The organism is Arthrobacter sp. StoSoilB19, assembly GCF_019977275.1.
In the GTDB taxonomy this organism is placed as follows: domain Bacteria; phylum Actinomycetota; class Actinomycetes; order Actinomycetales; family Micrococcaceae; genus Arthrobacter.
Genome location: NZ_AP024650.1, coordinates 3569552 through 3587031 on the forward strand (window position 1 = coordinate 3569552; position 17480 = coordinate 3587031).

The following is a 17480-nucleotide window of genomic DNA, read 5'->3' on the forward strand; positions in this document are numbered from 1 at the left end:
CGTCGTATGGAAGTTCATGGCTGCGGGGTTTCCCGGAAGCGGAAGCCCAGTCCGGGCCGGTCCGCCAGGGCCACCCTGCTGTTGGCGAACCGCACCGGCGACGGGCCGGCCAGGATCCCCAACTGTTCGAAGGATGCCTCCTCGACGTCCTCCACCATAGTGGGCTCCGCCAGGGTCAGGGCCAGCTGCCCGGACAGTTCGGGCAGCAGGTGCGGCATGATCTTGATGCTGTTGGTCCGTGCCAGCTCAACGATCCGCCGGAACGGGGTAATGCCGCCCACCCGGATGATGTTGGGCTGGATGATGTCCACCGCCTCCGCCTCTATGAAATCGCGGAACCGGTAGATGGTGTGCAGGTTTTCGCCAAGGGCGATGGGCACGGGCGAGTGCTTCCGGAGCCTGCGGTAGGCCCAGAGATCGTCCGCGCGGATGGGTTCCTCCAGCCATTCCAGCCCGAATTCGGCCAGCACATCGAGGGCCCGGAAGGTGGTGGGCAGGTCCCACCGCTGGTTTGCGTCGATCATGAGCCTGCGGTCCGGGCCCAGGACGGAGCGGACGGCGGCAACGCGTTCGCGGTCCTCGCGGAGGTCCGGTTTGCCCACCTTGATCTTCACTGCCTGGTGGCCGGCGGCAACCCAGCGTTCAGCCTGCGCCACCAGCTCGTCCAGGGTGTAGTGCAGGTTCACGCCGGAGCCGTAAACCTCGGCTGATTCCTGCCGCTGGCCCAGCAGGCCGGTGACCGACGTCCCGGCACGGCGGGCCTGCAGGTCCCACAGCGCCAGGTCCACACCAGCCATGGCGATGGTGGTGAGCCCTCCGCCGCCGGCCTCGTGCAGCCGCTTCCAGAGCACGTCCCACACCCCCTCGGGGGTGGCGGGCAGACCGGCGATGAAAGGGGCGATGTCGTGATCAAGCAGCGCCTTGACTGCCTGGGGACCGATGGTGGGCGTCCAGGAGAAACCAAAGCCCGTGCCGCCGTCGTCCGTGTGAACCTCCGTGGCGATCACGTGGTTCTCCGGCGCCTCTGCGCCCCAGCTGCGGCGCAGCGGAACGGTGAGGAGCCGCGTCGACAGGCCGGTGATGCGCGGAACGGTACGGACGGCTTCGGCCGCCGGTGCGCCCATCAGTGCCCGGCCAGCTCGTAACCCTTGGCCAGGATGGCCTTGAGCTCCACGAGCTGTTCCTCCGTGGGGTCCACCAGCGGCGGGCGGACGGAACCCACCGGCATTCCGCCCAGCCGGAGGCCCGCCTTGATCAGGGAAACGCCGAAGCCGGGGGTCTGGTCCCGCAGGCGTACCAGGGGTGCGTAGAAGCCCTCAAGGAGGGCGTTGCGCCGTTCCTCGTCTCCGGCAGCGTAGGCATCGTAGTAGGCCTTGGCGATCTCCGGGGCCATGGCGAAAGCCGCCGAGGAGTATAGCGGGATGCCCAGACCGCGGTACGCGCCCTGCGTCAGTTCGGCGGTGAGCAGGCCGTTGAAGAAGGCGAAGTCCTTGCGGCCCGTTGCCTTGACCGCGGACACGATTTCCTGGGCGAGGCCCACGTCGCCAAGACCATCCTTGAAACCGATGACCTTGGGGTTGGCGGCGAGCTTGGCCATTGACGCCGCGGTGAATTTGGCGTTGCCGCGGTGGTACACGATGACCGGCAGGCTGCTGGCGTTGGCCACGGCCTCGATGTAGGCCACCAGCCCGTCCGTGGGGCCGGTGACCAGGTACGGCGGAAGCACCAGCAGCGCGTCGGCGCCTGCTTCCTCGGCAGCCCGGGCGGCTGCGAGGGCGTGGCCCAGGGGTCCGCCCGCACCGGCCACCACAGGGACTCGCCCGGCAACGACCTCGACGGCGGCCGCCACCACGGTGCGGACCTCCCCGATGCTGAGGGCGTGGAATTCGCCGGTGCCGCAGGCGGGGAAGACGCCGCCCGGGCCGAAAGGCAGCCGGGAGCTGATGTGTTCCTTGAGCAGTTCCACGTCAACGGCACCTTCGGCCGTGAACGGGGTGACGGGGAAGAACAGTACGCCGTCGAATTTCATGATGTCTCCTTGCCTCCGGCGCTGGCGGTAACCAGCGTGGAAGCCTCGTCGTTGAGGGTTGGGTGGGACTTGAGTTCTGTGCGCCAGCTGCGCTTGGGCTGCCAGCCGAGCAGTTCCCGGGCCTTGGCAATGGAGAACGCCGGGTTGGTTCCGGTCAGGCCGGCGCTGAGCGCTTCGCTTCCCGGCAGGAATTTTGGCATCAGCTCCGCCAGGGGCGCGGTGGCCAGTGCGTCGGCTGCCCCTACGAAGAAGGTTTCCCCGTTCGGAATGTCCGCCATTTTCTGCAGCAGCAGGTCCAGGAAATCAGCCACATCCCGGGCGTCCACGTAGTTGAACAGCGCCGGAGCGGAGAGGGCGGGGTCGGCCAGGCGTTCGGCGAGCGTGTGCCCCTGCTGGGTGGGGGCACCGTCCCATTCCTCCGGCGAGATGACAAAGCAGGGACGAAACGCCGCGTACCGGATCTTCTCTCCCTGCGCCGTGGCGAACATCTGCATGGTCTGCTCGGCGATGAGCTTGGACAGCGCGTAGGCGTTCCAGGGCTTGGGCGGCGTGCGCTCGTCCAACGGGAACGACGGCGGCAGCCACCCCGCCGGGCATCCGTAGCCCAGGACCGTGGGGCTGCTGGCGGTGACGATTTTGCCAACGCCCAGTTCCGTTGCGGCGCTGATGACCGCGAAGGCGAGCCGGGTGTTGGTGGCGAAAATGACGTCCTCGGGTGCGCTGAACGGTACCGCGATCGCCGCAAGGTGGATGACGGCGTCGGGCCTTGCATCCCGAAGGAGGCGCAGTGCCTCGCCCGGCGCCAGGAGGTCCGCGGTCTCCTGGACGACGCCGGCCGGCAGGAGCCCGGCGGGGACGGCGTCACGGTCAACCGAGACCACCTCATGGCCCGCCTGGGCCAGCCCCGCCACCACGCTGCGGCCAAGGCGGCCCGCGCCGCCGGTCACGAATATCCTGCTCATGGTTTTTCCTCTACTTGGCGCGGCGAAGGTCGACGCCGAGGTCCAGGTCCTCGACCCGGACGGGCAGGGACGATTCCAGGGAGCGGTTGCCTGCGATGCCCACGGACACTGAACGCAGGCCGTCCAGGTAACCGGAGGGCCGGCCCAGGGGGTCCTCGCCCGGTCCGTTGAAGAGGTCCGACAGCAGCAGTTCGTCACCGCCGCCGTGCCCGCCTTCGCCGTTGACGATCGGCACCTCGTAGGCGGCCTCCCAGTGGCGCTGGACCACCAGCCGCTCGCCGTTGCGGCGCACGGCGTCCTCTTCCTCCACGGGGGTTGCGGAAGGGTCCACGACGGTTTTCTGGTCGGTGCTGTGCAGGACGGCGGCGCGTTCCACCACTTCAAGCTCCGCCCGGCCCTCGGTGCCGTTGACCGCCACCCGGTAGCCTTCCCAGGGGCTGTGCGCGTTCAGCGAGTAGCTCAGGCGCGGCCCACCCTGGTACTCCACCACCAGGGCCAGGTTGTCCTCAATGGTGATGCCGGCGGTGAAGACATCCTGGTCGCGGCGGTAGCCGTCGTAGTGTTCGTTGTCCAGGAACAGTGCCTTGAGCCGCTCGTCCTCGCGCAGGTCCAGCGCGAAGGGGTCCTTCTCGCCGGCGGGGGCATCGGCGTCGGGCGTTCCCCGTTCCGGGCGTGGGCCAAGGCCGCGCTCGGCAGCGTTCTTGTCGCCATAGAACTTCAGGCCACCGGAAGCGAAGACCCGCTCCGGGACGTCGTCGATCCACCAGTTGACCAAGTCAAAGTGGTGCGACGCCTTGTGGATGAGCAGCCCGCCGGAGTTCTTCTTCTCACGGTGCCAGCGGCGGAAGTAGTCCGCGCCGTGGACGGTGTCCAGGACCCAGCTGAAGTCGACGGACGTGACTTTGCCGATCACGCCGCTCTGGATGATTTCCTTGAGCGCGCTGTTGCGGGGCGAGTAGCGGTAGTTGAACGTGACCACCACGTTCCGGCCGGTTTCCTGGACGGCCTGGGTGATGCGGCGGCAGCCTTCGGCATCGATGGTCAGTGGCTTTTCGACCACGACATCCGCTCCGGCACGAAGACCCTCAACAATATAGTCCGCATGGGTGTAGTCCGGGGTGGTGACAATAATCCGGTCGATGCCGTTGGCCTGGATAAACGCTGTCAGGTCCGCGGGATCAAAGGACGCCACCGGTCCCGGCGCGCCCAGTTCCTGGATGAGCTTCTGGTAAAACTCCACGCGTCCGGGATTCACATCGGAGAACGCCACCAGTTCGGCGGTATCGGCGTGCTTGCCGAAGATGGCCCGGATGTACATCTCGGAGCGGCCACCGGTGCCGATCAGGGCGATGCGGGTCTTCCCGCCGTCCTTGGCAGTGGCCTGGGCGGCAGCTGCGGCCGACGTCGTCTCGGCTGTGTTGACCATGGGGTCCCTTTCGAAAGCTCATTGAACGGCCGTGGGAACGGCGGCTGTGGATCAGCGGCGGCACTCTGCTGCACCGGTTGGAAAAGCAGGCGAGAAAGCGTTTTCTCAGTTGTCTATAAAAGTTCTACCAACCCCGCGGGGCATTCGTCAACCATTTCCCGCGCTGAGGGAAAGCGCTTTCTTCGCTCCCGGCGCAGGACATCTGCCGGCGGTCCGGGAAAACGGCTGGGAAAAGCATAGAAATCGCTTTCCTACGCCCGTATATGCTGTCTTTCAAAGCAGGTTGCCATCACGGCCGGCCGCCCGGGCACCAACCGGTCGCGGCAGCTCCGGCGGATGGCGCAAACGAAGGGTTCCCCATGGCCAGGAAATCGGCAAGCGGCAGGATCGGCATCGCAGATGTCGCCGTGAAGGCGGGAGTCTCCCATGCCACCGTTTCGCGTGTCATGAACGGAAACTTCACCGTGGACCCGGACATTGCCGCCAGGGTCCGTGCAGCGGCCGCCGAACTGAAGTACCAGCCCAATCCCGTGGGCCGCAGCCTGGCCCTGGGCAAGACGGACACCATCGGCATTGTGGTGCCGGACCTGGCCAACCCCACCTTCCAGGCGATCCTCCGCGGCCTGAGCCGGGCAGCCGCCCAGGACGGTTACCGCGTGCTCATCGCGGACTCATTCGAAGTGTCCAGCGAGGAGTCCATCCTCGCGGGCGAGGCGCGCCGGCGCTGCGACGGGCTGGTCCTGTGCGCCCCGCGCATGTCCGATGCGGAACTGGAGGAGATCGCACCCTCGCTGCACCCGCTGGTGCTGATCAACCGCACCACCTCCACTCCGAACGTGCCCAGCCTGGTGGTGGACTACGGCCAGGGCGTCCAGGACATCGCGGGGCACCTTGTGGAATTGGGCCACACCCGCCTGGCCTTCCTCGCGGGCCCGCCCCGCAGCGCCTCCAATGAGATGCGGCTCAAGGGCCTGGAGGCCTTCAGGGCCGCCCACCCCGAGGTGGAGGTGACCATGCTGGAGGGCGGCTCCGACTTCGACACCGGGCACGAAGCGGTGGATGCCGTCCTGGCGAGCGGGGCCACAGGCATCCTGGCATTCAATGACCTGGTGGCAATGGGCCTGATGAGCGGACTGCATGAGCGCGGCCTGGACGTCCCCGGGGACATTTCCGTGACCGGCTTCGATGACATCCCCTTCGCCAGGTACACGACGCCGGCCCTCACCACCGGTGCGGTCCCCATCACCGAACTGGGCGAGCAGGCCTGGCACCAGCTCCGGGCGCTGATCCGGAAGGAAGGCAATGCGTCCACGGGCAGCCGCTACCAGCCGCGGCTGGAAGTGCGGGCCAGCACCGGGCCGGCCAAGGCGCCGCGCAGCACGGTCCACGGCTGAGCCTTTCTGTACGCTCCGCCCAGGCTTATCCCGCGCCCAGCCCGGCCTCTTTGTAGAATCCCTCGATGTGGGCCGCCACGAGTTCCGCGGCCCGGGCGCCGTCCCCATTCCTGACCGCAGCGAGGATGGCGTGGTGTTCGGTGCGCAGGCGCGACGCTGTGGCTTCCCAGTCCGGCAAGGTGGCCGTGAGTTCGGCAGCGTAGCCCTGGATGGCTTCCCGGAGCGACCCCATCATGGCACTGACCACCGCATTGCCGGCGGCGTTGGCCAGGGCCAGGTGGAACCGGACATCGAGGGCCAGGAAATCGCTGGCCGAGAGTCCGTCCGGGGCATCCATGGCCGCCAGGAGCGCGGCAGCCCCGTCAAGTTCGGGTGCGTCCTGCGGGGCTTTCGCCGCAGCCCATGACTCCAGCAGGACCCGCGTTTCCACGATGTCCGCCACGGGCAGGTGCTGGGTGGCCACGTGCAGCCGCAGGGCGGATCCCAGCGCCGCGGTGGGGTCCGAAATCACCACCGTCCCGGCTTCCGGCCCGGACCCGACGCCCGCGCGGACCACTCCCATTGCCTCCAGAATCCGGATCGCCTCGCGGACCGATGTGCGGGAGACCTTGAGCTGTTCGGCCAAGGTGCGCTCCGCCGGCAGCCTTCCACCCACGGCCAACCGGCCGGCCGAGAGTTGGTCCTCGATCCAGGACAGGACCAGCTGATGGGTACGCATAGGCCAATGGTACTTGATGTGGTTGGACCACATCACCTAGAGTGTGGTTGGACCATAGGAGGACCCATGACGCATACCATCCAGCCCAACAACCCTGAGGCGACCCCGGCGCCGGACACCACCGACATCCCCGCAGCGCCGGCACCCGCCCCGGCACCGTCGTCGTCCGCGCTGCCCGCAGCCCTGAAGCGCCGCATTCCCAAGTACTCGGACCTGGCGCCGCTGATGCAGTTCAAGAAGCCGGAGTTCAGCAAGGAGGCGCGGCTGAAGCGGGCCAGCACCATCTGGGAACTCCGCGACATCGCCAAGCGCCGCACCCCCAAGGCGCCTTTCGACTACACCGACGGCGCGGCTGAAGAGGAGATCACGCTCCGCCGCGCCCGCCAGGCCTTCCTGGACATCGAGTTTCGGCCGGGCATCCTGCGGAACGTCTCCGCCATCGACCTCAGTACGGAGATCCTGGGAAAGCCCTCGCGGCTTCCCGTTGGCATCGCACCGACAGGGTTCACCCGGATGATGCAGTCCGAGGGCGAATACGCAGGGTCGCAGGCAGCGGAGGCCGCAGGCATCCCCTACACCCTGTCCACCATGGGCACCGCCTCGATCGAGGACGTCGCCGCTGCCGCACCCAACGGGCGCAACTGGTTCCAGCTGTACCTGTGGACGGACCGGGACCGGTCGCTGGAACTGATCGAGCGCGCAGCCAGGGCGGGCAACGACACCCTCATGGTGACCGTGGACACTGCCGTGGCCGGCGCCCGCCTGCGCGACGTCCGCAACGGCATGACCATCCCGCCGGCGCTCACGGTGAAGACCGTCCTGGATGCCTCCTACCGGCCGGCCTGGTGGTTCAACTTCCTCACCCACGAGCCGCTCACGTTCGCCTCGCTCTCCCGCTACACCGGCACCGTGGCCGATCTCATCAACTCCATGTTCGATCCCACCCTCACGTTCGAGGACCTGGACTGGCTGCGCGAAACCTGGAAAGGCAAGCTGGTGGTCAAGGGCATCCAGACCGTTGAGGACGCCCGCGAGGTAGTGGACCACGGCGCCGACGGCGTGGTCCTGTCCAACCACGGCGGCCGCCAGCTGGACCGGGCCCCCATCCCGTTCCACCTGCTGCCCGGGGTCAAGGAGGCCTTCGCGGCGGACAACACCGATGCCGCCATCATTCTGGACACCGGGATCATGAGCGGCGCGGACATCGTGGCCGCCCTGGCCCTGGGCGCGGACTTCACCCTGATCGGCCGCGCCTACCTCTACGGCCTGATGGCCGGCGGACGGGCGGGAGTGGACCGCACCCTGCAGATCCTCGAGAAGGACATGGCGCGGACCATGGCGCTGCTGGGCGTCAGCAAGGTGTCCGAACTCACCCCGGACCACGTGCGCCTGCTGGCCAAGTAGGCTGCGCTGCGCTTACCGCTCCGCGGGGATTACTTCTTGCGGCCGAACTTAGGGAGGTTGGGCAGGTTCGCCAGCAGGTCGGCGGCCTTGGTGGCGGCGCGGCCAACAGTCCTGCCGATCTGCTGGGGCACGCTGTCATCGCTCAACGGGGCGGCCGTCCCGCCGGGAATCACGACGGCGGGGCTCAGCTCGGCGCCTTCGCGCACCAGGACGGGCGCCGGGACTTCCTCCCGGGTCTGCGACGTGCCTGGCCCGGCAGCGCCGGCGGCCCGGGACAGGGAGGGGGCCGCGGCGGCGACGCCTTCGGTCAGGTGGGCAGCGCCCGCTGTGGCACTGCCCGCCTGGGCCGGGACTGCCTGATCCGGGATTTCCTGATGATGGCCACGCGGTGCCGTGGCGGCTTTGGCTCCAGGGCCGACGTCGAACGTCTCCAGCCAGCTGGCGATGCCCTCCAGCGGCCCGCGGTTCAACGCGTAGTACCGCTTCTGGCCTTGGGCCCGCATGCTGACCAGCTGTGCTTCACGAAGGACTTTCAGGTGCTTGGAAATGGTGGGCTGGCTCGCCGCCAGTTCCTCCACCAGCTCCCCCACGGCCTTGTCTCCTGCCCGGAGGGCCACCAGGATATCCCGCCGGGTGGATTCCGCTATGACGGCAAATACGTCGTCTGTCACCATGCCTCCCACCCTAGCGACATATGCCCCGAAAGGCATCAACTATTTCGGCCGCCAGGGAGCCTAGTCGAACCAGGGGTCCAGCCCGTGCAGCGGGAACACTGCCTTGCGGGTGGCCATGACAGTGCGGTCCACGGCGTCGTTGGGGTCGAAGCCCACTTCCCAGGACCGCCACCACAGCTCCACGTCATCCCCCATGAGGGCCGGCGCCTCCCTGCCGAACTTCTCCGTCACATACTGCCGCCAGTCCCCGGGCACGGGCGTCCGCAGCGGCACGGGCCGTCCGGCGGCGATGGCCACCAGGTGGCTCCAGGCCCGCGGCACCACGTCCAGCACGTTGTAGCCGCCGCCGCCGGTGGCGATCCACCGGCCACCGCAGTAGCGCTCGGCCAGATGCCCGACGGCGTTCGCTGCCTCCCGCTGTCCGTCCACGCTGAGGTTGAGGTGCGTCAGGGGATCGCTGCGGTGTGAATCGCAGCCGTGCTGGCTCACGATCACCTCGGGTTCGAAGGCGCCCACCAGTTGCGGCACCACGGCGTAGAAGGCGCGGAGCCACCCGGCGTCACCGGTGCCCGCAGGCAGGGCAACATTCACTGCGGTTCCTTCTGCCGCCGGGCCGCCGATCTCGTTGGCGAACCCGGTCCCGGGAAAGAGGGTCAGCCCTGTCTCATGCAGCGAGAGGGTGAGGACCCGGGGATCATCCCAGAAGATGTTCTGGGTGCCGTCCCCGTGGTGGGCGTCGACGTCGATGTAGGCCACTTTGCGTACGCCGCCGTCGAGCAGCTTCTGCACCGCAACCGCTGCGTCGTTGTAGATGCAGAATCCGCTGGCACGGTCCCGGGACGCGTGGTGCATGCCGCCGCCGAAGTTGACGGCGTGGACGGCCGACCCCTCCAGCACGCGCGATGCCGCCAGCAGGGAGCCGCCGGCCAGGCGTGCCGCGGCCTCATGCATGCCGGCGAACGCGGGATCGTCCTCAGTTCCCAGCCCCCGGGACTCGTCCGGCCGGGAGGGGTCCGTGCTGACACGGCGGACCGCCGCCACGTATTCCGGCGAGTGAACGGACTGCAGGTCGGCGTCCGAGGCCACCTCCGGCGCCGCGACGTCAACATGGTCCAGGTCGAACAGACCCAGGCTGCGGGCAAGGCGGGCCGTCAGGTCCATCCGCTCCGGCGCCATGGGGTGGCCCGGACCAAAGTTGTAGGCTGTCATGTCAGGACTCCACGCCACCATCGTTGGCGGCGCGGGCTGGCTGAGGCCGGGCATGTATGTCATCAATCACAGGCTACCCGAGCCCGCACGGCCGCCCACCCGGCCATGACGCGGGCTTTAGTGGTTTACTACTGGGGGAAGCCGTTACAACCGAGGAAAAGCCACACATGACCCAGAGCCAGTCGAGGCCCCGGACGCCGGCCACCTGGCACCCCCCGGCGCAGGAGCGGGAGGGCCTCCGGGTCCTCACGCGGCTGCGCGACTTCATTGACGACATTGCCAACACCACACCCGCACGGCTGGCGCTGACGGCGTTCGCCGCCGTCTGCACGGTGTTCACGTTCCTGCTGTCCCTGCCGGTCTCCTCAGCTGACGGAACCCCCACGCCTATCCACCAGGCGCTGTTCACCGCGGTCTCTGCGGTGTGCGTCACGGGGCTCACGGTGGTGTCGACGGCGGTCCACTGGTCCTTCTTCGGCCAGCTGGTGATCCTGGTGGGCATCTTCATCGGCGGCTTGGGCACCTTGACGCTGGCGTCGTTGCTGGCACTGATGGTGAGCAAGCGGCTGGGTGTCCGGGGCAAGATCATCGCGGCGGAGTCCATGAACAACGCCGGGCGCCTGGGCGAGGTGGGCACCCTGCTGCGGATCGTCATCACCACGTCCGTGGTCATCGAGGGTGTCCTGGCGCTCGCGCTGGTCCCCCGGTTCCTCACCCTGGGTGAGCCCTTCTGGCAGTCGGTGTGGCACGGTATTTTCTATGCCATCTCGTCGTTCAACAACGCCGGCTTCACGCCGCACTCGGACGGGATCGTGCCCTACGAGACGGACCTCTGGATCCTGATCCCCCTCATGGTGGGGGTCTTCATGGGCAGCCTGGGATTCCCCGTGGTGATGGTCCTGCAGCAGAACGGCCTGAACTGGAAGAAGTGGAATCTCCACACCAAGCTCACCATCCAGGTTTCCCTGATCCTCCTGGCGGCAGGGGCGTTCCTGTGGGCGCTGATGGAGTGGGACAACGCCCGGACCATCGGCACCATGAGCGTGGGCGACAAGATCACCCACGCGCTCTTCGCGTCCGTGATGACGCGTTCGGGCGGATTCAACCTGGTGGACCAGAACCAAATGGACTCCACCACCATGCTGCTGACCGATGCCCTGATGTTTGCCGGCGGCGGCTCCGCCTCCACGGCCGGCGGCATCAAGGTGACCACCATCGCCGTCATGTTCCTGGCCATCGTCGCCGAGGCCCGTGGCGACGCCGACGTCAAGGTCTACGGCCGGACCATCCCGCAGGGCAGCATGCGGGTGGCCATCTCTGTGATCGTCGCCGGCGCCACCCTGGTTTCCGTGTCGGCTTTCCTGCTGCTGCACATCAGCGGCCAGTCACTTGACCGTGTGTTGTTCGAAACCATCTCCGCGTTCGCCACGGTGGGACTCAGCACCAACCTCAGCGCGGAGGTGCCGCCCGCCGGCGTCTACGTCCTCACGGCGCTGATGTTCGCGGGCCGCGTGGGTACCGTTACCCTCGCCGCTGCCCTGGCCCTGCGCCAGCGCAGCCAGTTGTACCACTATCCCGAAGAGAGGCCGATCATTGGCTAGTTCCACAGACGCCCCCCGGCGCCCCGCCCACAATGCCCCTGTACTGGTGATCGGGCTGGGCCGCTTCGGATCATCCACGGCTGAACAGCTGGTGAAGCAGGGCCGGGAAGTCCTCGCGATCGAACGGGACCGGAACCTGGTGCAGAAATGGGCGCCCCTCCTGACCCACGTGGTGGAGGCGGACGCCACCAACATCGATGCGCTCCGCCAGCTCGGCGCCCAGGAGTTCAGCTCCGCCGTCGTGGGTGTGGGCACCTCCATCGAATCCTCCGTGCTGATTACCGTCAACCTGGTGGACCTCGGCATCGAGCACCTGTGGGTGAAGGCCATTACGCCCTCCCACGGCAAGATCCTGACCCGCATCGGCGCCAACCACGTGATCTACCCGGAAGCCGACGCCGGTGTCCGCGCCGCGCACCTGGTCTCCGGGCGCATGCTGGACTTCATCGAGTTCGACGACGACTTTGCCATCGTGAAAATGTACCCGCCGCGCGAAACCGTGGGTTTCACCCTGGACGAGTCAAAGGTCCGTTCCAAGTACGGCGTGACCATTGTGGGCGTGAAGTCCCCCGGCGAGGACTTCACCTATGCCCGGCCCGAGACCAAGGTGTCCTCCCGCGACATGCTCATCGTCTCCGGCCACGTGGACCTGCTCGAACGGTTCGCCGCGCGGCCCTAGCCGAGCTGCCTGGTAATCTCCGCTGCCCGGTCGGCTGCCGCGCGGGCACCGGCCGCAATGATGGCCGGGATGCCCTGTTCGTCGAAGGTGGCAATGGCGCGTTCGGTGGTGCCGTTGGGGCTGGTCACGGCTTTGCGCAGCGCTGCCGGGTCCGCTCCGGGCTGGGCGAGCATGAGGCCCGCACCGGCAACCGTTTCGCGCGCCAGCAACAGGGACAACTCCCGGTCCAGGCCCAGTTCCTCCCCGGCGGACGCCATGGCCTCGGCGAGGTAGAAAGCGTAGGCCGGGCCGGACCCGCTGATGGCGGAGAGCGCGTCCACCTGCTCCTCCGGGACCTCCACCACGGTGCCTGCGCCCTGGAGGATGTCCTTGACCTTCTGGAGCTGCCCAGGGCTGCAGTGGGTTCCTGGCGAGACGGACACGACGCCGCGCCCCAGTTTTGCCGGCGTGTTGGGCATGGTCCGGATGACCGGCTGCCCTTCCGGGAGGGCTGCCTCGAGTTGGGCGATCGAGACCGCGGCGGCGACGCTGACCACCACGGTGTCCGGCGAAAGTGCCGGGCTGATCTCCCGGGCAAGGTCCGCGATGCCCACCGGCTTGACGCCAAGGATGACGACGGCGGACCCCTTGGTGGCTTGCCTGTTGTTGTCAGGTTCCTCCTCGCCGGCAATGGCAGTGATCCCCGGGTAGCGCTCGGCCAGCTCGGATGCACGCTCCGCGCGGCGGACCGTGGCCACCACATCCCCGGGATCCGTCCCTGCCTCCAGCAGGCCGCCAAGAATGGCCTCGTTCATGGATCCACAGCCAAGGAATGCGATTCGGTTGCTCATGCCTCCATCATTGCAGGAGGCAGGCATTCACAGGCAACTCCCATCTTCACCGCAGGCAGCACACAACTTGCGGTCCTAACGTAGTTATTACCTCATTGAGGGTGCGAGTGATGCGGCAGGCATGGGGATGCCTGCCAGGGCACCGGCGGCGCGGCGACAGGTTTTCCCCCATTTTCCTGTTGCCCGCCCCGGTGCTTCCGCTTTTAACGGCCGCGGCAGCGGGGGCGTCGGGCCCCTAGACCGGTGCTTCCACCGGCCGGGAAGCGGCCACATGCGGTGCCGGCTCCAGCGGACCGGAAAATACCAGCTGGTCCAGGCGCCGGAGGATGAGGCCTTCACGCAGTGCCCAGGGGCAGATGCGGAGCTTCTTGAACTTGAACATCTCAAGCGCGGCTTCGGCCACCAGCGCGCCGGCCAGGAGCTGATGGGCCCGCGCCTCGGAGACGCCGGGAAGGTGCAGCCTGTCCTCCGAGCTCATGGCCGAGATCCGCTGGGTCCAGATCCCCAGGTCCGAGGCGTGCAGTTCCCGTTTGACGTACGGGCCCTCAGCGCTGGGGGCAGCCCCGGCGATCCGGGCCAGGGAGCGGAAGGTCTTGGAGGTGCCGGCCACCACATTGGCCCGGCCCAGGCCGTCGAACCCGCGGACGGCGGGCTTGAGCGTCGCCCTGATATAGCGCCGGAGTTCCTTGACGCTTTTGGCCGACGGCGGATCCTCGGCGAGCCAGTCCCGGGTGAGGCGGCTTGCGCCGAGCGGCACGGACGTGGCCACTTCGGGGAGCTCGTCCTGGCCGAAAGCCATTTCAAAGGAACCGCCGCCGATGTCCAGGTTCAGGATGGGTCCGGCGCCCCACCCGTGCCAGCGCCGCACCGCGAAGAACGTCATGGACGCTTCCTCGCTTCCGGTGAGTTCCTGGAGGGTCACCGTGGTTTCGTGCTTGACCCGGGCCAGCACTGCCGGGCCGTTGGTGGCCTCGCGGATGGCTGACGTACAGAAGGCCAGCAGGTCCTCGGCCTTGTGCCGGGCAGCAAATTCCCACGCTTCCAGCACGAACTCGGTCAGCTCGTGCTGGCCCTCGTCGCTGATGCTGCCGTCCGGCTCCAGGTACTGGACCAGGGACAGCGGCCGCTTGTGGGACGCGAACGGGACCGGCTGCGCGCCGGGGTGGGCATCCACCAGGAGCAGATGGACAGTATTGGAACCGATATCGAGGACGCCTAGACGCATGGGGACATTATTGCTCGTCAGCGCGCTTGAAGTCGCGCCTGATGTTGGCCACGCCTTCGGGGTTGATCTCGAAACCATAGGCAGCACCGGGGTTGATCACCATGCCGAGTTCATCGCCAAGGTTGGCGATGATGGCGGCGCCCTGGGTGCCCAGCACGTTGGGTGCAGCTTCAAGGTACTGCTGGTCCACCCGGCTCGGGTGCGAGAACACGGCAAGGACGGGGTCGCCGTCGGCGTTGGCAAGGACCAGGGGCTCCACCTGGGAGTCGATGCCCTCAACCGTGTCCGAGCTGATGATGTAGACCTCGCTGTTCAGGAACGACAGGATGACGTCCACGGGGTTCGCGTCGGGTTGTCCGCCGGTGGCGAGCTTCTCTTCGAGGTCGTTGAGCGGCTGGAGGTCCGTGTGCGCTGGCTGTTCAGTCATACGACTAGCCGATCACGATCCGGTGGCCGGCGCAAACGCGCCGGCCACGGGCTACTTCTTCGCCGTTGCCTTCTTCTTGGCCGGAGCCTTGCGGGTGGCGGTCCGCTTGACCGGACCCTTGGCGCGTTTCTCGGCCAGGAGTTCCACGGCCTGTTCGCGCGTCAGTTCCTCGAGGGGCGTGGCCCGCGGAACCGTGATGTTGGTGATCCCGTCGGTGATGTAGGGGCCGAACCGGCCTTCCTTCACCACGATGTTCTTCTCGGACACCGGGTCCGGGCCGAACTCTGCCAGCGGCGGAACCGCGGCGCGGGCGCCCCGCTGCTTGGGCTGGGAGTAGATCTCCAGCGCCTGCTCCAGCGTGATGGTGAAGATTTCCTCTTCCGAGCCGATGGACCGGGAGTCGGTTCCCTTCTTCAGGTACGGGCCGAACCGGCCGTTCTGCACCGTGATGAGGTTGCCCTCGGCGTCCTCGCCCAGGACGCGGGGCAGGCTCATGAGCTGCAGCGCCTCGTCCAGCGTGACCGATTCGACGGTCATGGATTTGAACAGCGAACCGGTGCGCGGCTTGGCCTTGACCGGCTTCTTGGGCGGCTTGGGCTTGCCGTTCTTGTAGTACTCCACCGGCTGCGCCGCAATTTTTTCCTCGGTCATCTCCGGGATGATCTCGGTGACGTAGGCGCCGTAGCGGCCGTTCTTGGCAACAACGGTGTGGCCCGTGTGCGGGTCGGTGCCCAGCACGCGTTCCTCCGGCGCCGCCGTCTCCATCAGTTCGATGGCCTTGGCGGCGGTGAGCTCGTCGGGGGCCAGGTCCTCGGGCACATTGGCGCGCGCCGATTCGACGATTTCGCCGGTCTTCGGGTCCACCACTGCCGCCGAGCTTTCCAGGTAGGGGCCAAACTTGCCCACCCGGAGGGTGATGTCGTCGGTGATGGGGATCGAGTTGATTTCCCGGGCATCGATCTCGCCCAGGTTGTTCACGATGCTCAGCAGGCCGGGGTCGGAGTCCTCGCCGAAGTAGAAGTGCCGCAGCCATGACGCGCCGGCTTCCTGGCCGTTGGCGATCTTGTCCAAATCGCCTTCCATGTCGGCGGTGAACTCGTAGTCCACGTAGTCGGAGAAGTGCTGCTCCAGGAGCCGGATGACCGAGAAGGCGATCCAGCTGGGCACCAGCGCGGAGCCCTGCTTCCGGACGTAGCCGCGGTCCTGGATGGTGGAGATGGTGGAGGCGTAGGTGGACGGGCGGCCGATGCCCTTCTTTTCCAGTTCCGCGGTCAGGGATGCTTCGGTGTAGCGCGGAGGCGGGGAGGTCTCATGGCCCACGGCCTGGATGTCCGCAGCGGTGAGGGAGTCGCCCTTGGCCACGTTGGGCAGGCGGCGCGCTTCGTCGGAGTCGTCGTCGCCGCGCGTCTCGTCCTTGCCTTCCTCGTAGGCGGCGAGGAAGCCGGGGAAGGTAATCACGGTGCCGGAGGCGGAGAATTCCGCGTCCCGCCCGTCGGTGGCCACGGCACCCAGGCGGATGGTCGCCGTCGAACCCTTGGCGTCGCCCATCTGGGAGGCGACGGTGCGCTTCCAGATCAGTTCGTACAAACGGAATTCGTCGCCCGACAGCTGCTTGGCCACCTGGGCCGGGGTGCGGAACGAGTCGCCGGCGGGGCGGATGGCCTCGTGTGCCTCCTGCGCGTTCGCTGCCTTGCCGGTGTACACGCGCGGTGACTGCGGGATGTACTCGGGGCCGTACAGCTCCGAAGCCTGCCGGCGGGCAGCGGTGATGGCTTCGTCACTCAGCGCGGAGGAGTCCGTACGCATATAGGTGATGTAGCCGTTTTCATACAGCCGCTGGGCGATCTGCATGGTGCTCTTGGAGGAGAAGCGCAGCTTCCGGCCCGCCTCCTGCTGCAGCGTGGAGGTGGTGAACGGCGCCGCGGGACGCCGGGTGTACGGCTTGGTGTCAACGGAGCGGACCCGGAACTCCGCATCCTGCAGCCCTGCCGCCAGGGACGTTGCCAGTTCCTCGTTGAGGTGGGCCACGTTCCGGGAAGTGAGTTCGCCGTTGTCGTTGAAATCGCGGCCCGTGGCCACCTTGGCGCCGTCAACGGCGGCAAGCTTGGCCTTAAAGGAGCCGGAGTCGGCACCGAACTGGCCGGTCAGGTCCCAGTAGGAGGCTGCCTTGAAGGCCATGCGTTCGCGTTCACGGTCCACCACCATGCGGGTGACCACGGACTGCACGCGCCCGGCGGACAGTCCCCGCGCCACCTTGCGCCACAGCACGGGGGAGATTTCGTAGCCGTAGAGCCGGTCAAGCACGCGGCGGGTTTCCTGGGCATCCACCAGGTCCTGGTCCACGTCGCGCAGGTTGCCCATGGCGCGCTGGATGGCTTCCTTGGTGATTTCGCCGAACGTCATCCGGTACACCGGGACCTTGGGCTTCAGCACTTCCAGCAGGTGCCACGCGATGGCTTCGCCTTCGCGGTCCCCATCGGTTGCGAGATAGAGTTCGTCGGCGTCCTTGAGCGCAGCCTTGAGCTCGGTCACCTTTTTCTTCTTGTCCGGGGACACCACGTAGTACGGCTTGAAGTCGTGCTCAATGTCCACGGCGAACTTGCCCACCGATGTCTTCTTCAGCTCGGCAGGGAGTTCGGACGGCTGCGGCAGGTCGCGGATGTGACCAATGGAGGCCTCAACGATGAAGCCCTCGCCGAGGTACTTGGCGATGGTCTTGCTCTTGGCCGGAGACTCCACAATCACGAGTTTCTTGCCGGTTTTGGCCTTGCTTGGCACTGTGCTCCTACAGAAAAAGGTTGCTGGGGCAGATGAGCCCATGTTCGCCTAGTTCACCATATTTTGGGGAATCGTGCGCATTCATGTGGAAAAGACGGGGTTCCGGCGAGCGTCTTAGGGGGCC

Annotated in this window: 15 protein-coding genes; 4 read left to right on the forward strand and 11 right to left on the reverse strand. The window is 67.3% G+C overall.

Annotated features, from left to right (window positions below):
* Window positions 1–14: 14 nt before the first annotated feature.
* The 4 genes from LDO86_RS16500 to LDO86_RS16515 are packed head-to-tail and all read right to left on the reverse strand — an operon-like array spanning window position 15 to window position 4417.
* Window positions 15–1124, reverse strand: coding sequence for a mandelate racemase/muconate lactonizing enzyme family protein (locus tag LDO86_RS16500; protein ID WP_018768934.1), 1110 nt, complete (start codon window positions 1122–1124; stop codon window positions 15–17).
* Window positions 1124–2029, reverse strand: a complete 906-nt coding sequence (locus LDO86_RS16505; protein WP_018768935.1) for a 5-dehydro-4-deoxyglucarate dehydratase — start codon at window positions 2027–2029, stop codon at window positions 1124–1126. The genes LDO86_RS16500 and LDO86_RS16505 overlap by 1 nt, the downstream gene beginning before the upstream one ends.
* Window positions 2026–2991: an NAD(P)-dependent oxidoreductase gene (locus tag LDO86_RS16510; protein ID WP_018768936.1), complete on the reverse strand. Its 966-nt coding sequence runs from the start codon at window positions 2989–2991 to the stop codon at window positions 2026–2028. The genes LDO86_RS16505 and LDO86_RS16510 overlap by 4 nt, the downstream gene beginning before the upstream one ends.
* 10 nt (window positions 2992–3001) lie before the next feature.
* Window positions 3002–4417: a Gfo/Idh/MocA family oxidoreductase gene (locus LDO86_RS16515; protein ID WP_018768937.1), complete on the reverse strand. Its 1416-nt coding sequence runs from the start codon at window positions 4415–4417 to the stop codon at window positions 3002–3004.
* Window positions 4418–4776: 359 nt separating this feature from the next.
* Here LDO86_RS16515 and LDO86_RS16520 point away from each other — a divergent pair, with 359 nt between their 5' ends.
* Window positions 4777–5811 (forward strand): LacI family DNA-binding transcriptional regulator, encoded by a 1035-nt coding sequence (locus tag LDO86_RS16520; RefSeq protein WP_018768938.1) that lies wholly within the window; start codon window positions 4777–4779, stop codon window positions 5809–5811.
* A 25-nt stretch (window positions 5812–5836) separates the two neighbouring features.
* Here LDO86_RS16520 and LDO86_RS16525 read toward each other — a convergent pair whose 3' ends face one another.
* Window positions 5837–6529: an FCD domain-containing protein gene (locus LDO86_RS16525; RefSeq protein WP_026265711.1), complete on the reverse strand. Its 693-nt coding sequence runs from the start codon at window positions 6527–6529 to the stop codon at window positions 5837–5839.
* A 66-nt stretch (window positions 6530–6595) separates the two neighbouring features.
* Between LDO86_RS16525 and LDO86_RS16530 the strand changes: the two genes are divergently transcribed.
* The gene (locus tag LDO86_RS16530; protein ID WP_018768940.1) at window positions 6596–7933 is read left to right on the forward strand and encodes an alpha-hydroxy acid oxidase; all 1338 of its coding nucleotides are present in this window, start codon (window positions 6596–6598) and stop codon (window positions 7931–7933) included.
* Window positions 7934–7962: 29 nt separating this feature from the next.
* Here LDO86_RS16530 and LDO86_RS16535 read toward each other — a convergent pair whose 3' ends face one another.
* Window positions 7963–8607, reverse strand: coding sequence for a metalloregulator ArsR/SmtB family transcription factor (locus tag LDO86_RS16535; protein WP_018768941.1), 645 nt, complete (start codon window positions 8605–8607; stop codon window positions 7963–7965).
* A 60-nt stretch (window positions 8608–8667) separates the two neighbouring features.
* Window positions 8668–9879 carry an acetoin utilization protein AcuC gene (locus LDO86_RS16540; RefSeq protein WP_026265712.1) on the reverse strand — a complete coding sequence of 404 codons (1212 nt, stop codon included), beginning with the start codon at window positions 9877–9879 and terminating at the stop codon, window positions 8668–8670.
* A gap of 104 nt (window positions 9880–9983) precedes the next feature.
* On the opposite strand from LDO86_RS16540, the gene LDO86_RS16545 reads away from it, so the two are divergent.
* Both LDO86_RS16545 and LDO86_RS16550 read left to right on the forward strand, forming a co-directional pair.
* Window positions 9984–11417 (forward strand): potassium transporter TrkG, encoded by a 1434-nt coding sequence (locus LDO86_RS16545; protein WP_018768943.1) that lies wholly within the window; start codon window positions 9984–9986, stop codon window positions 11415–11417.
* Window positions 11410–12096 carry a TrkA family potassium uptake protein gene (locus LDO86_RS16550; RefSeq protein WP_026265713.1) on the forward strand — a complete coding sequence of 229 codons (687 nt, stop codon included), beginning with the start codon at window positions 11410–11412 and terminating at the stop codon, window positions 12094–12096. Before LDO86_RS16545 ends, LDO86_RS16550 begins: the two co-directional genes overlap by 8 nt.
* Here LDO86_RS16550 and proC read toward each other — a convergent pair.
* The 4 genes from proC to topA form a co-directional block, all read right to left on the reverse strand.
* Entirely contained in the window at window positions 12093–12926 is an 834-nt protein-coding gene (gene proC / locus LDO86_RS16555; protein WP_018768945.1) for a pyrroline-5-carboxylate reductase, read from the reverse strand. The two genes, LDO86_RS16550 and proC, sit on opposite strands and share 4 nt — an antisense overlap.
* Window positions 12927–13161: 235 nt before the next feature.
* A complete protein-coding gene (locus LDO86_RS16560) occupies window positions 13162–14151 on the reverse strand; it encodes a Ppx/GppA phosphatase family protein (RefSeq protein WP_018768946.1) in 990 nt (329 codons plus the stop codon).
* A gap of 7 nt (window positions 14152–14158) precedes the next feature.
* A complete protein-coding gene (locus LDO86_RS16565) occupies window positions 14159–14578 on the reverse strand; it encodes an SseB family protein (protein ID WP_018768947.1) in 420 nt (139 codons plus the stop codon).
* A gap of 51 nt (window positions 14579–14629) precedes the next feature.
* Entirely contained in the window at window positions 14630–17356 is a 2727-nt protein-coding gene (gene topA, locus LDO86_RS16570) for a type I DNA topoisomerase (protein ID WP_224084117.1), read from the reverse strand.
* Window positions 17357–17480: the final 124 nt, after the last annotated feature.